The organism is Streptomyces tamarix, assembly GCF_032423885.1.
GTDB lineage: Bacteria > Actinomycetota > Actinomycetes > Streptomycetales > Streptomycetaceae > Streptomyces > Streptomyces tamarix.
Genome location: NZ_JAWCTQ010000013.1, coordinates 128539 through 144384, shown reverse-complemented (window position 1 = coordinate 144384; position 15846 = coordinate 128539). Strand labels below are relative to the sequence as shown.

At 71.7% G+C, this 15846-nt stretch carries 16 protein-coding genes; 7 read left to right on the top strand and 9 right to left on the bottom strand.

All coding sequences use genetic code 11. The features are described 5' to 3' along the window. Positions 1-183: 183 nt before the first annotated feature. From dusB to RND61_RS13285, 3 genes are all read right to left on the bottom strand, one after another. Complete coding sequence (gene dusB / locus RND61_RS13295; RefSeq protein WP_315878109.1) at positions 184-1320, bottom strand: tRNA dihydrouridine synthase DusB; 1137 nt, start codon at positions 1318-1320, stop codon at positions 184-186. A gap of 91 nt (positions 1321-1411) precedes the next feature. Further along, positions 1412-1627 (bottom strand): DUF6243 family protein, encoded by a 216-nt coding sequence (locus tag RND61_RS13290; RefSeq protein ID WP_315878108.1) that lies wholly within the window; start codon positions 1625-1627, stop codon positions 1412-1414. A 267-nt stretch (positions 1628-1894) separates the two neighbouring features. Then, the gene (locus RND61_RS13285; protein ID WP_315878107.1) at positions 1895-3277 is read right to left on the bottom strand and encodes a glycine--tRNA ligase; all 1383 of its coding nucleotides are present in this window, start codon (positions 3275-3277) and stop codon (positions 1895-1897) included. 143 nt (positions 3278-3420) lie between these two features. Between RND61_RS13285 and RND61_RS13280 the strand changes: the two genes are divergently transcribed. The 4 genes from RND61_RS13280 (at position 3421) to RND61_RS13265 (ending at position 6663) form a co-directional block, all read left to right on the top strand. Then, entirely contained in the window at positions 3421-4425 is a 1005-nt protein-coding gene (locus RND61_RS13280) for a metal ABC transporter substrate-binding protein (protein ID WP_315878106.1), read from the top strand. Between the two features lie 38 nt (positions 4426-4463). Then, a complete protein-coding gene (locus RND61_RS13275) occupies positions 4464-5228 on the top strand; it encodes a metal ABC transporter ATP-binding protein (RefSeq protein ID WP_315878105.1) in 765 nt (254 codons plus the stop codon). A 2-nt stretch (positions 5229-5230) separates the two neighbouring features. Beyond that, positions 5231-6121, top strand: coding sequence for a metal ABC transporter permease (locus RND61_RS13270; RefSeq protein ID WP_315878104.1), 891 nt, complete (start codon positions 5231-5233; stop codon positions 6119-6121). Between the two features lie 119 nt (positions 6122-6240). Then, positions 6241-6663 (top strand): Fur family transcriptional regulator, encoded by a 423-nt coding sequence (locus RND61_RS13265; protein WP_315878103.1) that lies wholly within the window; start codon positions 6241-6243, stop codon positions 6661-6663. 78 nt (positions 6664-6741) lie between these two features. Here RND61_RS13265 and RND61_RS13260 read toward each other — a convergent pair whose 3' ends face one another. Then, positions 6742-7602 (bottom strand): isoprenyl transferase, encoded by an 861-nt coding sequence (locus tag RND61_RS13260; protein ID WP_315878128.1) that lies wholly within the window; start codon positions 7600-7602, stop codon positions 6742-6744. A gap of 28 nt (positions 7603-7630) precedes the next feature. Then, the gene (gene recO, locus RND61_RS13255; RefSeq protein WP_315878102.1) at positions 7631-8377 is read right to left on the bottom strand and encodes a DNA repair protein RecO; all 747 of its coding nucleotides are present in this window, start codon (positions 8375-8377) and stop codon (positions 7631-7633) included. 285 nt (positions 8378-8662) lie between these two features. Between recO and RND61_RS13250 the strand changes: the two genes are divergently transcribed. Next, positions 8663-10030, top strand: a complete 1368-nt coding sequence (locus RND61_RS13250) for an FAD-dependent oxidoreductase (RefSeq protein ID WP_315878101.1) — start codon at positions 8663-8665, stop codon at positions 10028-10030. Between the two features lie 74 nt (positions 10031-10104). On the opposite strand, the gene RND61_RS13245 is transcribed toward RND61_RS13250, so the two are convergent. Continuing rightward, positions 10105-10809 (bottom strand): TerB family tellurite resistance protein, encoded by a 705-nt coding sequence (locus tag RND61_RS13245; protein WP_391653384.1) that lies wholly within the window; start codon positions 10807-10809, stop codon positions 10105-10107. A gap of 158 nt (positions 10810-10967) precedes the next feature. Further along, on the bottom strand, positions 10968-12737 hold the full coding sequence (leuA, locus tag RND61_RS13240) for a 2-isopropylmalate synthase (protein WP_315878099.1): 1770 nt from the start codon (positions 12735-12737) through the stop codon (positions 10968-10970). A gap of 295 nt (positions 12738-13032) precedes the next feature. Between leuA and RND61_RS13235 the strand changes: the two genes are divergently transcribed. Continuing rightward, the gene (locus tag RND61_RS13235) at positions 13033-14109 is read left to right on the top strand and encodes a M4 family metallopeptidase (protein ID WP_315878098.1); all 1077 of its coding nucleotides are present in this window, start codon (positions 13033-13035) and stop codon (positions 14107-14109) included. A gap of 9 nt (positions 14110-14118) precedes the next feature. Next, positions 14119-14409 carry a protealysin inhibitor emfourin gene (locus RND61_RS13230; protein WP_315878097.1) on the top strand — a complete coding sequence of 97 codons (291 nt, stop codon included), beginning with the start codon at positions 14119-14121 and terminating at the stop codon, positions 14407-14409. Positions 14410-14442: 33 nt separating this feature from the next. Here RND61_RS13230 and era read toward each other — a convergent pair whose 3' ends face one another. Both era and RND61_RS13220 read right to left on the bottom strand, forming a co-directional pair. Next, positions 14443-15393 (bottom strand): GTPase Era, encoded by a 951-nt coding sequence (gene era, locus RND61_RS13225; protein WP_391653381.1) that lies wholly within the window; start codon positions 15391-15393, stop codon positions 14443-14445. A gap of 62 nt (positions 15394-15455) precedes the next feature. Continuing rightward, the gene (locus RND61_RS13220) at positions 15456-15809 is read right to left on the bottom strand and encodes a cytidine deaminase (RefSeq protein ID WP_315878095.1); all 354 of its coding nucleotides are present in this window, start codon (positions 15807-15809) and stop codon (positions 15456-15458) included. Positions 15810-15846: the final 37 nt, after the last annotated feature.

The following is a 15846-nucleotide window of genomic DNA, read 5'->3' as shown; positions in this document are numbered from 1 at the left end:
CCACCCTTCACACTTGCCTTCACTTCTTGAAGACAGAAAGGGTGGCACTCAGTGCCACCCTTTGAGAAGTACAGCCACGTGAAACATGCTCATCTGAGCACTCACCCGATCAGGGGTGGCGAGAATCACGCTGTCGTACGGCCCGCGATTCCACGATCCGGACGTCCGGAGTCCACCCGCCGGTCAGCCGCCGGACGTGTCCAACTCGGCGTCCGCGCTGACCGAGGCGCAGTCGTACGGGTCCTTCAGCCAGCCGTCCGGCAGGACGACCCGGTTGTTCCCGGACGTCCGGCCCCGCGGCCCGTCGGCGCCCGCCGGCCACGGCTGGTCCAGGTCCAGCTCGCTCAACTGAGCGCTCAGCTCGTCCAGGGACGACGTGACCGCCAGCCGCTTGCGCATCTCGGAGCCGACGGCGAACCCCTTCAGGTACCAGGCGACGTGCTTGCGGAAGTCGACGACGCCCCGCGACTCGTCGCCGATCCACTCCCCCAGCAGCCGGGCGTGGCGCACCATGACGTCCGCGACCTCGCGCAGCGTGGGGGCCGCCGCCCCGCCCGTGCCCTCGAACGCCGCCACGAGGTCCCCGAACAGCCAGGGGCGCCCCAGGCAGCCGCGGCCCACGACGACCCCGTCGCAGCCGGTCTCGCGCATCATCCGCAGCGCGTCGTCCGCGGACCAGATGTCGCCGTTGCCGAGCACCGGTATCTCCGGGACGTGCTCCTTCAGCCGGGCGATCGCGTCCCAGTCGGCCGTGCCGCCGTAGTGCTGGGCGGCCGTGCGGCCGTGCAGGGCGATCGCCGTGACGCCCTCCTCGACGGCGATGCGGCCCGCGTCGAGGTACGTGATGTGGTCGTCGTCGATGCCCTTGCGCATCTTCATCGTGACCGGCAGGTCCCCGGCGTTGGCCACCGCCTCGTGGAGGATCGCCCGCAGCAGGGGCCGCTTGAACGGCAGCGCCGAGCCGCCGCCCTTGCGGGTGACCTTGGGGACGGGGCAGCCGAAGTTCAGGTCGATGTGGTCCGCGAGGTCCTCGTCCACGATCATGCGGACGGCCTTGCCGACCGTGACGGGGTCCACTCCGTACAACTGGATCGAGCGCGGCGTCTCGGACGCGTCGAAGTGGATGAGCTGCATGGTCTTCTCATTGCGTTCGACCAGGGCCCGGGTGGTGATCATCTCGCTCACGAACAGGCCCTTGCCGCCGGAGAACTCACGGCAGAGCGTGCGGAACGGTGCGTTGGTGATACCGGCCATCGGGGCGAGCACCACCGGCGGCTGCACGGTGTGCGGGCCGATGGGGAGGGGACTGAACGCGGTCATGCCCCCCATTGTCCCGTACCGCGCGCGCTCCCCCGGGCACGCGGGGGCCCGGCCGCCGGGAAGGCGACCGGGCCCCTGGTGCCGCGGGGGATCAGCTCTGCCGGTCCCGCTCCTGCGTCTCCGGCGTCTCCTGCTCCTGCTGCTGCGGGCGGGTGCGCTCGCGCATCCTGCGCAGCAGTTCCTGCTTGGCGTCGGCGGCGTCCGCCGCGCGCCCGGCGCCGTGGGGCGCGGAACCCTGCCGTTCGAGGCGGGACAGCTTCTTGCGCTGCCCGCCCACACCGAGCAGGTTGTTGCGGCTCTTGGCCATGGGGTCTCCCTCAGGGGTGAGAAGTCGTCCGGGGTGTCCGGGGTGTCGGGTGGGGCGGCGCGGGCGTCGGGGCCCGGCGCACTCTCACTCGTAGATCGGGAGGAAGGAGGACATGGGGACGACCGTACCGGGCGGGGCACGGGCGGGCATCCCAATATCCCGCCCGGCCCGTCGGCGGCACGGCGAAGCCCCCGGTCCCGCCGAGGGGGCCGGGGGCTTCGCCGTGCCGTGCCGGGACGCGCCGGCGGCCGATCGGGCGGGCGGGCGTCAGCAGCCGATCAGACGGGTGGCGAGGTAGCCCTGGATCTGGTCGAGGGAGACGCGCTCCTGCTTCATCGAGTCGCGCTCGCGGACGGTCACCGCGTTGTCCTCGAGGGTGTCGAAGTCGACGGTGACGCAGAACGGCGTGCCGATCTCGTCCTGGCGGCGGTAGCGGCGGCCGATGGCGCCCGCGTCGTCGAACTCGATGTTCCAGTTCTTGCGGAGGTCCGCGGCGAGGCCCTTGGCCTTCGGGGACAGCTCCGGGTTGCGGGAGAGCGGCAGGACCGCGACCTTGACCGGCGCGAGGCGCGGGTCGAGCCGCAGCGAGGTGCGCTTCTCCATCTTGCCCTTGGCGTTGGGCGCCTCGTCCTCGACGTACGCGTCGAGCAGGAAGGCCAGCATCGTGCGGCCCACGCCGGCGGCCGGCTCGATCACGTACGGGGTCCAGCGCTCGCCGGCCTCCTGGTCGAAGTACGACAGGTCGGCGCCGGAGGCGCGGGAGTGCGCGGTCAGGTCGTAGTCGGTGCGGTTGGCGACGCCCTCCAGCTCGCCCCACTCGCTGCCGCCGAACCGGAAGCGGTACTCGATGTCGGCGGTGCGCTTCGCGTAGTGGGAGAGCTTCTCCTTCGGGTGCTCGTACCAGCGCATGTTCTCCTCACGCAGGCCCAGGCCCGTGTACCAGTTCCAGCGCTGCTCCATCCAGTACTCGTGCCACGTCTCGTCCTCGCCCGGCTTGACGAAGAACTCCATCTCCATCTGCTCGAACTCGCGGGTGCGGAAGATGAAGTTGCCCGGAGTGATCTCGTTCCGGAAGGACTTGCCCATCTGCGCGATGCCGAACGGCGGCTTCTTGCGCGAGGTCTGCTGCACCTGGGCGAAGTTGGTGAAGATGCCCTGCGCGGTCTCGGGGCGCAGGTAGGCGACGGAGCCGGTGTCCTGGGTCGGGCCGAGGTGCGTGGAGAGCAGGCCGGAGAACTGCTTGGGCTCGGTGAACTGGCCCTTGTTGCCGCAGTTCGGGCAGTTCAGGTCGGCCAGGCCGTTCGCGGGCAGGCGGCCGTGCTTCTCCTCGTACGCCTCCTCCAGGTGGTCGGCGCGGAAGCGCTTGTGGCAGGAGGTGCACTCGGTGAGCGGGTCGGTGAAGGTCGCGACGTGACCGGACGCCTCCCAGACCTCGGAGGCCAGGATCACCGACGAGTCGAGGCCGACGACGTCCTCGCGGGACGTGACCATGTAGCGCCACCACTGGCGCTTGATGTTCTCCTTCAGCTCCACACCGAGCGGCCCGTAGTCCCAGGCGGCCTTCTGGCCGCCGTAGATCTCGCTGCAGGGGTAGACGAAGCCACGGCGCTTGCTCAGGCTGACGATGGTGTCGATCTTGTCGGCGGCCACGGTGCTCTCTTCATACGACGATGACGAACGGCGAATGCCTCAGATTAGCGGCGCGCGAGCCCCTGGGATCAAATCGGTGGGTGGCGGGGACCACTTGGCCCCTTTGTTGACAATCGTTTCCAGAAAAGTTGAAAATGAGTGTCATGAACGTACGACGCTCCATATCCACCACCGCCGTCGCCGGCGCCGCCGTCCTCGGCCTGGTCACGCTCTCCGCCTGTTCCGGTTCCTCCGGGGGCGCGGAGAAGAGCAAAGACGGCAAACTGGACGTCGTGGCGTCGTTCTACCCGATGCAGTTCCTCGCCGAACAGATCGGCGGCGACAAGGTCTCCGTGACCACGCTCACACAGCCCGGTGTCGAGCCGCACGACCTGGAACTCAAGCCGCGCCAGATCGCCGAACTCGGCGACGCCGGCTTCATCCTCTACCTCAAGGGCCTCCAGCCCGCCGTCGACGACGCGATCAAGCAGGCCGGCGTCGAGAACACGGTGGACGCGGCCACCCTGACCACGCTGGAGGCGCACGGCACGCACGAGGACCACACCGGCCACGAGGGCGAGGCCCACGCCGAGGAGTCCCACGCCGGGGAGCACCACCACGAGGAGCACCACCACGAGACCGAGGCCGGCGGCGACCCGCACGTCTGGCTGGACCCGGTGAAGTACGCGGAGATCGCCAAGGGCGTGGGCGACCGCCTCGCCGAGGCCGACCCGGACAACGCCGCGGTGTACGGGAAGAACACCGACGCGCTGGTGAAGAAGCTGGGCGCCCTGGACACCCGGTTCCGCGACGGCCTGAAGAACACCTCCACCCGCACCTTCATCACCACCCACTCCGCCTTCGGCTACCTCGCCGAGCGGTACGGCCTGGACCAGGAGGGCATCTCCGGCGTCGACCCCGAGTCGGAGCCCAGCCCGGCCCGCGTCAAGGAGCTCCAGGCCATCGCGAAGAAGGAGAAGGTCACCACCGTCTTCTTCGAGACCCTCGCCAGCGACCGGACCGCCAGGACCCTCGCGAAGGACACGGGCCTGAAGACCGACGTCCTGGACCCGCTGGAGGGAATCACCGAGCGCTCCAAGGGCACTGACTACCTGGAGGTCATGGAGTCCAACCTGGCGGCCCTCCAGAAGGCCCTCGGCGCGAAGTGACCCGTCCCCTCCCCTCTCCCACACCCCCTGGAGGCACGGTGAGCAGCGAGCCCGTCATCTCCGTCCGGGCGGCCACGGCCACGCTGGGCTCCCGCCCCGTGCTGCGCGGCGTCGACTTCGCCGTCCGGCGCGGCGAGGTCGTCGCGCTGCTCGGCGCCAACGGCTCCGGCAAGTCCACCGCCGTCCGCTCCGTCATCGGCCAGGTGCCGCTCACCGGCGGCGCGGTCTCCCTCTTCGGCACCGACCTGCGCCGCTTCCGCGACTGGGCGCGCGTCGGCTACGTACCGCAGCGCACCACGGCCGCCAGCGGCGTCCCGGCGACGGTCCGCGAGGTCGTGTCGTCCGGCCGCCTCTCGCGCGCGAGGCTGCGCCGGCTGTCCAGGGCGGACCGCGCGGCCGTGGACCGGGCCATCGAACTGGTCGGGCTCGCCGACCGGGCGAAGGACTCCGTGTGGGCGCTCTCCGGCGGCCAGCACCAGCGGGTGCTGATCGCCCGGGCCCTCGCCTCCGAGCCGGAGCTGCTGATCATGGACGAGCCGATGGCGGGGGTCGACCTGGCCAGCCAGGAGGTGCTCGCCGCGACCCTGCGCGAGCAGGTCGCGAACGGCACGACCGTGCTGCTCGTCCTGCACGAGCTGGGGCCGCTGGAGCCGCTGATCAACCGCGCGGTCGTCCTGCGCGACGGGTGCGTCGTCCACGACGGGCCGCCGCCGGAGGCCGTCGGCCAGCACGCGCTGCCCGGCCACGACCACGTACATCCGCACGCGGCCGACGAGCCGCTCCGCACGGGACTGCTGACCTGACCATGGAATTCCTCGACCACGCGTTCATGCAGCGGGCGATCGTCGCCGCCGTCCTGGTCGGCATCACCGCGCCCGCCGTCGGCATCCACCTGGTGCAGCGGCGGCAGGCCCTGATGGGCGACGGAATCGGCCATGTCGCCATGACCGGTGTCGGCCTCGGCTTCCTGATGTCGGCCAACCCCGTGTGGGTGGCCGGGCTCGTCTCGATCGCCGGCGCCGTCCTGATGGAGCTGATCCGCATGTACGGGCGCACGCGCGGCGACCTCGCGCTCGCCCTCCTCTTCTACGGCGGCATGGCCGGCGGCGTGCTGCTGACCAGCCTCTCCCCGGACGGCTCCAACGCGAACCTGGTCAGCTACCTGTTCGGCTCGCTGGCGACGGTGTCCCAGGAGGACGTGGTCGCGATCGGCGTGCTCGCGGCGTTCGTGCTGGCGGTCTCGCTGGGACTGCGCCGCCAGTTGTTCGCCGTCAGCCAGGACGAGGAGTTCGCGCGGGTGACCGGCCTGCCGGTGCGGGCGTTGAACCTGCTCGTCGCCGTGACGGCCGCGGTGACCGTGACCGTCGCCATGCGCGTCGTCGGGCTGCTGCTGGTCAGCGCCCTGATGGTGGTGCCCGTGGCGGCGGCCCAGCAGCTCACGCGGAGCTTCCGCGCCACCTTCGCGGTGGCGGTGCTCATCGGTACGGCGGTGACGCTGGCCGGCACCGTCACCACGTACTACCAGGACGTCCCGCCCGGCGCGACGATCGTGCTGCTGGCCATCGCCGTGTTCGTCGTGTTCGCCGCGCTGGCCGCGCCGCTGGCCCGGCGCCGCGCGCGGGCGGCCGGGACCGGTGCGGGGGCGTACGGCGGCGTACGGCCGTCCCCGGGGACGGCGGACGACGTCAAGGTCTGAATCCGGTCGCACGACGGCGTCACGGCTGCGGGGTCCCGGCGCGGGGCCTGGCACAATGGCCCGACGTAAGCGGATGCACGAGACGTACGAGTGAGCGGGCCGAGGGCAAGGAGGCACCTGTGGCGACGGCAGGATCCGGCGTACGCGCACGGTCGACCCGGCAGCGCGCCGCCGTCGCGGCGGCACTGAACGAGGTGGACGAGTTCCGCAGCGCGCAGGAGCTGCACGACATGCTCAAGCACCGCGGTGACTCCGTGGGCCTCACGACGGTCTACCGCACGCTGCAGTCGCTCGCCGACGCGGGCGAGGTCGACGTGCTGCGCACCAGCGACGGCGAGGCCGTCTACCGCCGCTGCTCGTCCGGCGAGCACCACCACCACCTGGTGTGCCGCGGCTGCGGCAAGGCCGTCGAGGTGGAGGGCCCGGCCGTCGAGGAGTGGGCCGAGTCCGTCGCCGCCGAGCACGGCTTCGTGAACGTGGCGCACACGGTCGAGATCTTCGGCACGTGCGCGGACTGCGCGGCGGCGGCGGCCCGGGACTGACCGCCGGCACACGCACGTGGAGGAGGGCGCGGCTCCCGGGGAGCCGCGCCCTTCGCGCGCACGGCGGCCGGGCCGGGGTCAGTCCGCGGCGGCGGGGACCCCGTCGCCGCGCATCGCGGCCTCCATCGCGAGGAGCTGCTCGTTCGGCACGGCACCGCCGAAGCGGCGGTCGCGCTGGGCGTACTCCAGGCAGGCCCGCCACAGGTCGCGGCGGTCGAAGTCGGGCCACAGCACGTCCTGGAAGACCATCTCGGCGTACGCGCTCTGCCACAGCAGGTAGTTGGAGGTGCGCTGCTCGCCGCTCGGCCGCAGGAAGAGGTCCACGTCCGGCATGTCCGCGTAGTACAGGTACTTCGCGAAGGTCTTCTCGGTGACCTTCGCCGGGTCCAGCCTGCCCGCCTTCACGTCCGCCGCGAGGGCCTGCGCCGCGTCCGCGATCTCGGCCCGGCCGCCGTAGTTCATGCAGAAGTACAGCGTGAGGCGGTCGTTGCCCTTGGTCTGCTCCTGGGCGATCTGGAGCTCCTGGGCGACCGACTTCCACAGCTTGGGCATCCGGCCGACCCAGCGGACCCGGATGCCGAGCTCGTCGAGCTGGTCGCGGGTCTTGCGGATGAAGTCCCGGTTGAAGTTCATCAGGAAGCGCACCTCGTCGGGGGAGCGCCGCCAGTTCTCGGTGGAGAACGCGTACAGGGAGATGCTGCCGACGCCCATCTCGATCGCGCCCTGGAGCACGTCCAGGACGCGCTCCGCGCCGACCTTGTGGCCCTCGGTGCGGGGCAGGCCGCGGTCCTTGGCCCAGCGGCCGTTGCCGTCCATGACGATCGCCACGTGGTCGGGCACCATCTCGCCGGGGATCTTCGGCGGGCGCGCGCCGGACGGATGCGGCTCGGGGTCCTTGTACTGGCGCCTGGAGCGCCCGAGGATTCCGCGTCGTGCCATGGCCATGCGGCTCACATCTCCTAGTTCTCTACTTCTCCACGTAGCGGAGCGAGCGCAGCCCGCGCTCCAGGTGCCAGTGCAGATAGGCGGACACGAGTCCGCTCCCCTCCCTGACGTGGCGCGGTTCGCACGCGTCCGCCGTCTCCCAGTCGCCGGTCAGCAGCGCGCTGAGCAGACCGACGGCCTCCGCCGAGGGTACGACGCTGCCGGGCACCCGGCAGTCGCCGCAGACCACGCCGCCCGCCGCGACCGAGAAGAAGCGGTTCGGCCCGTGGATGCCGCAGCGGGCGCAGTCCTCGAAGGAGGGCGCGTAGCCGTTGACGGCGAGCGAGCGCAGCAGGAAGGCGTCGAGGACGAGGTGCGGGGCGTGCTCGCCGCGCGCGAGGGTCCGCAGGGCGCCGACGAGCAGCAGGTATTGCTGGACGGCGGGCTCGCCCTCGTGGTCGGTGAACCGCTCGGCGGTCTCCAGCATGGCCGTGCCGGCCGTGTAGCGGGCGTAGTCGGTGACGATGCCGCCGCCGTACGCGGCGATGGTCTCCGTCTGCGTGCACAGCGGCAGGCCGCGCCCGACGAGCTCGGAGCCGCGGGCGAAGAACTGGACGTCCACGTGCGAGAAGGGTTCGAGCCGGGCGCCGAACTTCGACTTGGTGCGGCGCACCCCGCGCGCGACGGCCCGCACGCGCCCGTGGCCGCGGGTGAGGAACGTGATGATCCGGTCGGCCTCGCCCAGTTTCTGCGTACGCAGTACGACGCCGTCATCCCGGAACAGACTCATGGCCCCATTGTCCCGTACCGGGCGGACCGCCCGTCCCGGCCCGCCGCGCCGCGCCGCACGCCGCCGCCGGTCCCGGGCCGGCCGGGCGCCGGACCCCGGGGCGGGGTTCCGGGCGGGGCCCCATAAGGTGGTGAACACGGCCCGACCGGGCCGCGTGCCCCAACCCCGACTTCGGTTACCCATAAGCCTGCCTTATGTGGCCATAGCTCCGAAGCGGGTACCGCTCCACCCCTGTGCTTGTGAGGCTGGCGGGTGAGAAGTGCTGATTGTCGAAGGGAACCTGCCATGCCCCGCCCCCTGCGGGTCGCGATCGTCGGTGCCGGCCCGGCCGGCATCTACGCCGCCGACGCCCTGCTGAAGTCCGAGGCCGCCAACGACCCGGGTGTCTCCATCGACCTGTTCGAGCGGATGCCGGCGCCGTTCGGCCTCATCCGCTACGGCGTCGCCCCCGACCACCCGCGGATCAAGGGCATCGTCACCGCCCTCCACCAGGTCCTGGACAAGCCGCAGGTCCGCCTCTTCGGCAACGTCGCCTACCCGTCCGACATCACCCTGGACGACCTGCGCGCCTTCTACGACGCCGTGGTCTTCTCCACGGGCGCCGACGCCGACCGGGACCTGGACGTCCCCGGTGTCGACCTCGACGGCTCGTACGGCGCCGCCGACTTCGTCTCCTGGTACGACGGCCACCCCGACGTGCCGCGCACCTGGCCCCTGGAGGCCGAGAAGGTCGCGGTGCTGGGCGTCGGCAACGTCGCCCTGGACGTGGCCCGCGTCCTCGCCAAGACCGCCGACGAGCTGCTGCCGACCGAGATCCCGCCCAACGTCTACGAGGGGCTGAAGGCCAACAAGGCGCTGGAGGTCCACGTCTTCGGCCGCCGCGGCCCGGCCCAGGCGAAGTTCAGCCCCATGGAGCTGCGCGAGCTGGACCACTCCCCGAACATCGAGGTCATCGTCAACCCCGAGGACATCGACTACGACCAGGGGTCCATCGAGGCGCGGCGCTCCAACAAGCAGGTCGACATGGTCGCCAAGACCCTGGAGAACTGGGCGATACGCGACGTCGGCGACCGGCCGCACAAGCTGTACCTGCACTTCTTCGAGTCGCCCGCCGAGATCCTCGGCGAGGACGGCAGGGTCGTCGGCCTGCGCACCGAGCGCACCGAACTGGACGGCACCGGCAACGTGAGGGGCACCGGCGAGTTCACCACCTGGGACGTCCAGGCCGTGTACCGCGCGGTCGGCTACCTCTCCGAGGAGCTGCCCAAGCTGCCGTGGGACCCCGCCTCCGGCACCGTCCCGGACGAGGGCGGTCGCGTCGTGCAGGGCGGTGAGCACGTCACGTCCACGTACGTGACCGGCTGGATCCGGCGCGGCCCGATCGGCCTGATCGGCCACACCAAGGGCGACGCCAACGAGACCGTCGCGAACCTGCTGGAGGACCACCGCGAGGGCCGGCTGCACGTGCCGGACGCGCCGGGCGAGGACGCCGTGGTGGAGTTCCTGGAGGGCCGGGGCGTCGCGTACACGACGTGGGAGGGCTGGTACCGGCTGGACGCGGCCGAGCGGGCCCGCGGCGAGGCCGAGGGCCGTGAGCGCGTGAAGATCGTGGAGCGCGAGGAGATGCTGCGGGCGAGCGGCGTCGAGGTCTGACCCGGACCGCCACGGGGCGGCCCGGGGACCGCGGGCGCGCGCCCCGTCCTGACGCCCCCGCCACGGCGGGGCGCTCAGAACGGGGTGCGCGCCGCTTCCATGAGCCGGGCCGTGTCGTCGGGCCGGAGGAGCAGGGCGCTGCCCACGGTGGTGAGCACGTCCCGCTCGGCCTGGATGTACGCGCCGTCCGCCAGGGCGATGCGGGCGCCCTGGAGGAGGATCGACTCCCGCCCGGCCGCCGCCAGGTGCGGGGCGAGCGGTTCCAGCGCCTCGTGCAGCTCGATGGCGAGGGCGACGCCGCAGGGCCCGTCGACGTCCGCGAGGTAGCGGCCCGTGTCGGCGGCGAGCGCCTCGACGAGGCCGGTGAGGCTGTCGGCCGTGCAGTCCTCGTACCCGGCGGCCCGCACGGCGCAGACGGCGGTCCGCACGGCCGTGGCCGACGTCGTGCCGCCGGCGGCGAGGACCGCGAGGGCCACGGTGTGCACGGCGTCGCGGAGCATCGCCGAGAACCGCGCCGTCGTGGGGTGGTCCAGCACCTCCGTGCCGAACCGGTCGTGGCAGGCGGCGCACTCGACGACGGGGCCCGCCAGTCCGCGCGGCAGCACCGGCACGCCGAGGACGGTGAGGCGGCGGCGGCCCGTGCGGCGCCGGTAGTTGCGGTCGCCGCCGCAGCCGGGGCAGAAGAACTCGCCGTCGCCGATGGTGTGCCACGAGATGTTGATGGACCACATGCGGAGTTTCCGGCCACTCGATTCGCGTGATCCCCGCGCTGGCAGCACGTCGTACCTCCTGACGCCTCGGCCACCTTGCCGACGTTGACGTGATGTTAGCCACATCGGTGATGCGGCGTCAGCACCTCGTCATGAGAACGCCACGGACATGGCCGAACCCCGTCCACGGCGGGCGGACGGGGTTCGGCGGGCCGGGGCGGGCCGGGTCAGCGCGCGGAGCGGTTGACGGCCGAGATGACCGCCTTCAGCGAGGCGCGGGTGGTGTTGGCGTCGATGCCGATGCCCCACAGCACCTTGCCGTCGATGGCGCATTCGATGTACGAGGCGGCCTGGGCGGAGGCGCCCTCGCTCATCGTGTGCTCCTGGTAGTCCAGCAGCCGGGCGTCGACCCCGATGGTGTTCAGCGCGTCGAAGAACGCGGAGATCGGGCCGTTGCCGGAGCCGGTCAGCACCGTGTCGGCGCCGTCGACGACGGCCTCGACGGTGAGCGTGTCCGTGCCGTCCTTGTCCGTGGTGGTCTGCCCGGACCGCAGCTGGATGCGGCCCCACGGGTTGTCCGGGTTGGGCAGGTACTCGTCCCGGAAGACGGCCCAGATGTCGGCCGGGGTGACCTCGCCGCCCTCGGCGTCGGTCTTCGCCTGGATGATCTTCGAGAACTCGATCTGCATCCGGCGCGGCAGGTCCAGCTTGTGGTCGTTCTTCAGGACGTACGCGATGCCGCCCTTGCCGGACTGCGAGTTGACCCGGATGACCGCCTCGTAGGACCGGCCGACGTCCTTCGGGTCGATCGGCAGGTACGGAACGGCCCACTCGATCTCGTCGACGGTCTTGCCGGCGGCCGCGGCGTCGGCCTCCATCGCGTCGAAGCCCTTCTTGATGGCGTCCTGGTGGGAGCCGGAGAAGGCCGTGTAGACCAGGTCCCCCGCGTAGGGGTGGCGCGGGTGGACCTCCATCTGGTTGCAGTACTCGGAGGTCCGGCGGATCTCGTCGATCTGCGAGAAGTCGATCTGCGGGTCGACGCCCTGGCTGAACAGGTTCATGCCCAGGGTGACCAGGTCGACGTTGCCCGTGCGCTCGCCCTGCCCGAACAGGCAGCCCTCGATGCGGTCGGCGCCGGCCATGAGGGCCAGCTCCGCCGCCGCGACTGCCGTGCCGCGGTCGTTGTGCGGGTGCACGGACAGGCAGACGAACTCGCGGCGGGACAGGTTGCGGGACATCCACTCGAACCGGTCCGCGTGCGTGGACGGCGTGGAACGCTCCACCGTCGCGGGCAGGTTCAGGATGATCTCGCGGCCCTCCTCGGGCTGCCAGACGTCCATGACGCCCTCGCAGACCTCCAGCGCGAAGTCCAGCTCGGTGTCGGTGAAGATCTCCGGGCTGTACTGGTAGCCGAAGACCGTCTCGTCGCCGAGGATCTTGTCGGCGTACTCCATCACCAGGCGCGTGCCGTCCACGGCGATCTGCCGGATGTCGTCCTTGGAGCCGCGGAAGACGACCCGGCGGAAGACCGGCGCCGTCGCGTTGTACAGGTGCACGGTCGCCCGGTGCGCGCCGCGCAGGGACTCGACGGTCCGCTCGATCAGGTCCTCGCGGGCCTGGGTCAGTACGGAGATCGTCACGTCCTCCGGGATCGCGCCCTCCTCGATGATGGAGCGGACGAACGCGAAGTCGGTCTCGCCGGAGGACGGGAAGCCGACCTCGATCTCCTTGTAGCCCATGCGGACCAGCAGGTCGAACATGGCGCGCTTGCGGGCCGGGGACATCGGGTCGATCAGCGCCTGGTTGCCGTCCCGCAGGTCGGTCGACAGCCAGCGCGGCGCCTTGGTGATCCGCCGGTCGGGCCAGGTGCGGTCGGGGATGTCGACGGCCTCGTACGGGCCGTACTTGTGGATCGGCATTCCGGACGGCTTCTGCGCGTGCGTCGCGTTGGTGACCGGCGTGCGACGGCCGACGGGCTGAGCGGTGGGCTGGGACATTGCGTAGGGCTCCTCGGGTCCAGCGAAGGGACGGCCGACGGGTTCGAAGCAGCACCAGACTCCGCGGGGAGGGGGTCGGCCTACGACTTACAGGCCCTCGCCGCGGCAGCTAAGGAGAAGCAGCCCGAAACGCATGATGCGCAGCAGCGTAGCCCAGGGGCGGCGGAGGCGGCGGTGCCGTTTCAGTATGCGGGATCCCCGACCGTTAACCACCGAACAGTGAGTAATCACTCCTTTTCGTCAATCCCCGTCGCAAGCAGTGACACGATGGTGACGCGCTGCCACATTGCCACACATGACTGCGTCCCACTCCACCGCTCCGGTGTTCTGCGCGATCGTCCCCCCGCACCTCCTCGACCACCTGGCCCGCTCCGCCAATCCCGCCGTCGCCGAGGCCGCCCGCCGCACCCTCGTCGCCGACGAGGCGAACCGCACGGCCCGCCGCCTCACCACGGTCACCGGCGTCCGCCCCGCCCCGCGCGACGCGCCGGCGGCCCCGGGCACGCCGCGCCGCACGGTCTTCGACGCCGAGCGCCGCACCCGCCTGCCCGGCAGGAAGGTCCGCGGCGAGGGCGAGAAGCCCACGGGGGACGCGACGGTCAACCGCGCGTACGCCGGACTCGGAGCAACGTTCGAGCTGTTCCTCCGCGCCTACGGGCGGGACTCCATCGACGGCGCCGGGCTGGCGCTGGACGCGACGGTGCACTACGGCAAGGAGTACGGCAACGCCTTCTGGAACGGCGAGCAGATGGTGTTCGGCGACGGGGACGGCGAGGTCTTCAAGGACTTCACCCTCCCGGTCGACGTGATCGGCCACGAGCTGGCCCACGGCGTCACGCAGTACACCGCGAACCTCGCCTACTTCAGCCAGCCGGGCGCGCTGAACGAGTCCGTGTCGGACGTCTTCGGGTCGCTGGTCAAGCAGTACGCGCTGGGCCAGACCGCCGAGGAGGCGGACTGGCTGATCGGCGCGGGCCTGCTGACGGACCAGGTGCAGGGCGTGGCGCTGCGCTCCATGAAGGCCCCCGGCACGGCGTACGACGACGACGTCCTCGGCAAGGACCCGCAGCCCGCGAAGATGGACGACTACGTCGACACGGCCGCCGACAACGGCGGGGTCCATATCAACTCGGGCATCCCCAACCACGCCTTCTACCTGGTGGCCACGGCGCTGGGCGGGCACGCCTGGGAACGGGCCGGGCAGATCTGGTACGACGTGCTGACGGGCGGCAAGCTCAAGGAGACGGCCGACTTCGCGGCGTTCGCCCGGCTGACGGTCGCGGCGGCGCGCGAGCGGTTCGGCGACGGCGGCGCGGAGGCCGAGGCGGTGCTCAAGGCGTGGTCGACGGTGGGGGTGCCCACCAGGGGGTAGACAGGAGCCATGCGTATCGAGGTGCGGCGTACGGGTGGCTTCGCGGGCATCGAACGCCGGGCGGAGGTGGACACCGCCGCCCGGCCCGACGCGGACGCCTGGCAGGCCCTGGCCGAGGCGGTCCTGGCCGAGGCGGCCCCGGAAGAGGAAGCGGAGGGCGCGGCGCGGGGCGCGCCCGGGGTGCCGGACGGCTTCGGCTACGAGATCACGGTCGACGGCCGCACGGTCCGCTGCGCGGAGCCGCACCTGACCGGGGCGCAGCGGGAGCTGGTCTCCCGCGTGCTGCGGGAGGGCGCCTGACGCGCGCCCTCCCGGCCGCCGGCCCGGAGCCCGTCAGAACCCGAGCTTCCGGAGCTGCCGCGGGTCGCGCTGCCAGTCCTTCGCGACCTTGACGTGCAGGTCGAGGAAGACCGGCGTGCCCAGCAGGGCCTCGATGTGCTTGCGGGACTTGATGCCGACCTCCTTCAGGCGCTTGCCCTTGGGGCCGATGATGATGCCCTTCTGGCTGGGGCGCTCGATGTAGACGTTGGCGTGGATGTCCAGCAGCGGCTTGTCGGCGGGGCGGTCCTCGCGGGGGAGCATCTCCTCAACGACCACCGCGATGGAGTGCGGCAGCTCGTCCCGTACGCCTTCCAGCGCGGCCTCGCGGATCAGCTCGGCGACCATGACCTGCTCGGGCTCGTCGGTGAGGTCGCCCTCGGGGTAGAGCGCCGGGCCCTCGGGCAGCAGCGGGACGATCAGGTCGGCGAGGAGCTGGACCTGCTTGTCCCCGACGGCCGACACCGGGACGATCTCCGCCCACTCGATGCCCAGCTCCTGGCCGATCCGGTCGACGGCGACGAGCTGCTCGGCGAGCGTCTTGGAGTCGACGAGGTCGGTCTTCGTGACGATCGCGATCTTCGGGGTCTTCTTGATCCCCGCGAGCTCCTTGGCGATGAACCGGTCGCCGGGCCCGACCTTCTGGTCGGCGGGCAGGCAGAAGCCGATCACGTCGACCTCCGCCCACGTCGTCCGGACGATGTCGTTGAGCCGCTCGCCCAGGAGGGTGCGCGGCTTGTGCAGGCCCGGCGTGTCGACCAGCACGAGCTGCGCCTCGGGCCGGTGCACGATGCCGCGCACGGTGTGCCGGGTCGTCTGGGGCCGGTTGGAGGTGATGGCCACCTTCTGACCGACCAGAGCGTTCGTGAGGGTGGACTTGCCGGCATTGGGACGGCCGACGAAGCAGGCGAAGCCCGCGCGGTGGGTCGCTTCGGTTTCTGGTTTACGAACGCTCATGGGGGCCATTCTCCCCGATCCCGGCACGGGTCACGTACCGCGCCGGGGTCCGGCGCCCGCCGGGGCCGCCGTCAGCCCGCCGTCACCCGGGCGCGGACCGTCGCGTCGGGCCCGGCGAGGAGGACCGGGGTGGCCGGGCCGCCCAGGTCGCGCACGGCGGCGCGGTCGGCGTCGGAGACGTCCGCGGCCTCGGAGACGACGGCCGCCGCCTCCAGGGACTTCGCCCCGCTCGCCACGGCCATCGCCACGGCGGTCTGCAGCGCGCTCAGCCGGAGCGACTCCAGCGCGACCGTCCCGGCGACGTACGTCCGCCCGGTCTCGTCCCGCACCGCCGCGCCCTCGGGCACGCCGTTGCGGGCACGGGCGCTGCGCGCCAGCGTGATGATCTTGCGGTCCTCGGCGTCGAGTTCGGTGCTCTGCGTCATGCCCCGAGCATAAGCAGGGCGGCCGGGGACACCCCGG

Coding starts and splice junctions, on each gene's coding strand:
- dusB (WP_315878109.1), bottom strand. CDS start 1,320: ATGACCGCGTTCAGTCCCCTCCCCATCGGCCCGCACACCGTGCAGCCG.
- RND61_RS13290 (WP_315878108.1), bottom strand. CDS start 1,627: ATGGCCAAGAGCCGCAACAACCTGCTCGGTGTGGGCGGGCAGCGCAAG.
- RND61_RS13280 (WP_315878106.1), top strand. CDS start 3,421: ATGAACGTACGACGCTCCATATCCACCACCGCCGTCGCCGGCGCCGCC.
- RND61_RS13270 (WP_315878104.1), top strand. CDS start 5,231: ATGGAATTCCTCGACCACGCGTTCATGCAGCGGGCGATCGTCGCCGCC.
- RND61_RS13260 (WP_315878128.1), bottom strand. CDS start 7,602: ATGGCACGACGCGGAATCCTCGGGCGCTCCAGGCGCCAGTACAAGGAC.
- recO (WP_315878102.1), bottom strand. CDS start 8,377: ATGAGTCTGTTCCGGGATGACGGCGTCGTACTGCGTACGCAGAAACTG.
- RND61_RS13250 (WP_315878101.1), top strand. CDS start 8,663: ATGCCCCGCCCCCTGCGGGTCGCGATCGTCGGTGCCGGCCCGGCCGGC.
- leuA (WP_315878099.1), bottom strand. CDS start 12,737: ATGTCCCAGCCCACCGCTCAGCCCGTCGGCCGTCGCACGCCGGTCACC.
- RND61_RS13235 (WP_315878098.1), top strand. CDS start 13,033: ATGACTGCGTCCCACTCCACCGCTCCGGTGTTCTGCGCGATCGTCCCC.
- RND61_RS13230 (WP_315878097.1), top strand. CDS start 14,119: ATGCGTATCGAGGTGCGGCGTACGGGTGGCTTCGCGGGCATCGAACGC.
- era (WP_391653381.1), bottom strand. CDS start 15,393: ATGGCCCCCATGAGCGTTCGTAAACCAGAAACCGAAGCGACCCACCGC.
- RND61_RS13220 (WP_315878095.1), bottom strand. CDS start 15,809: ATGACGCAGAGCACCGAACTCGACGCCGAGGACCGCAAGATCATCACG.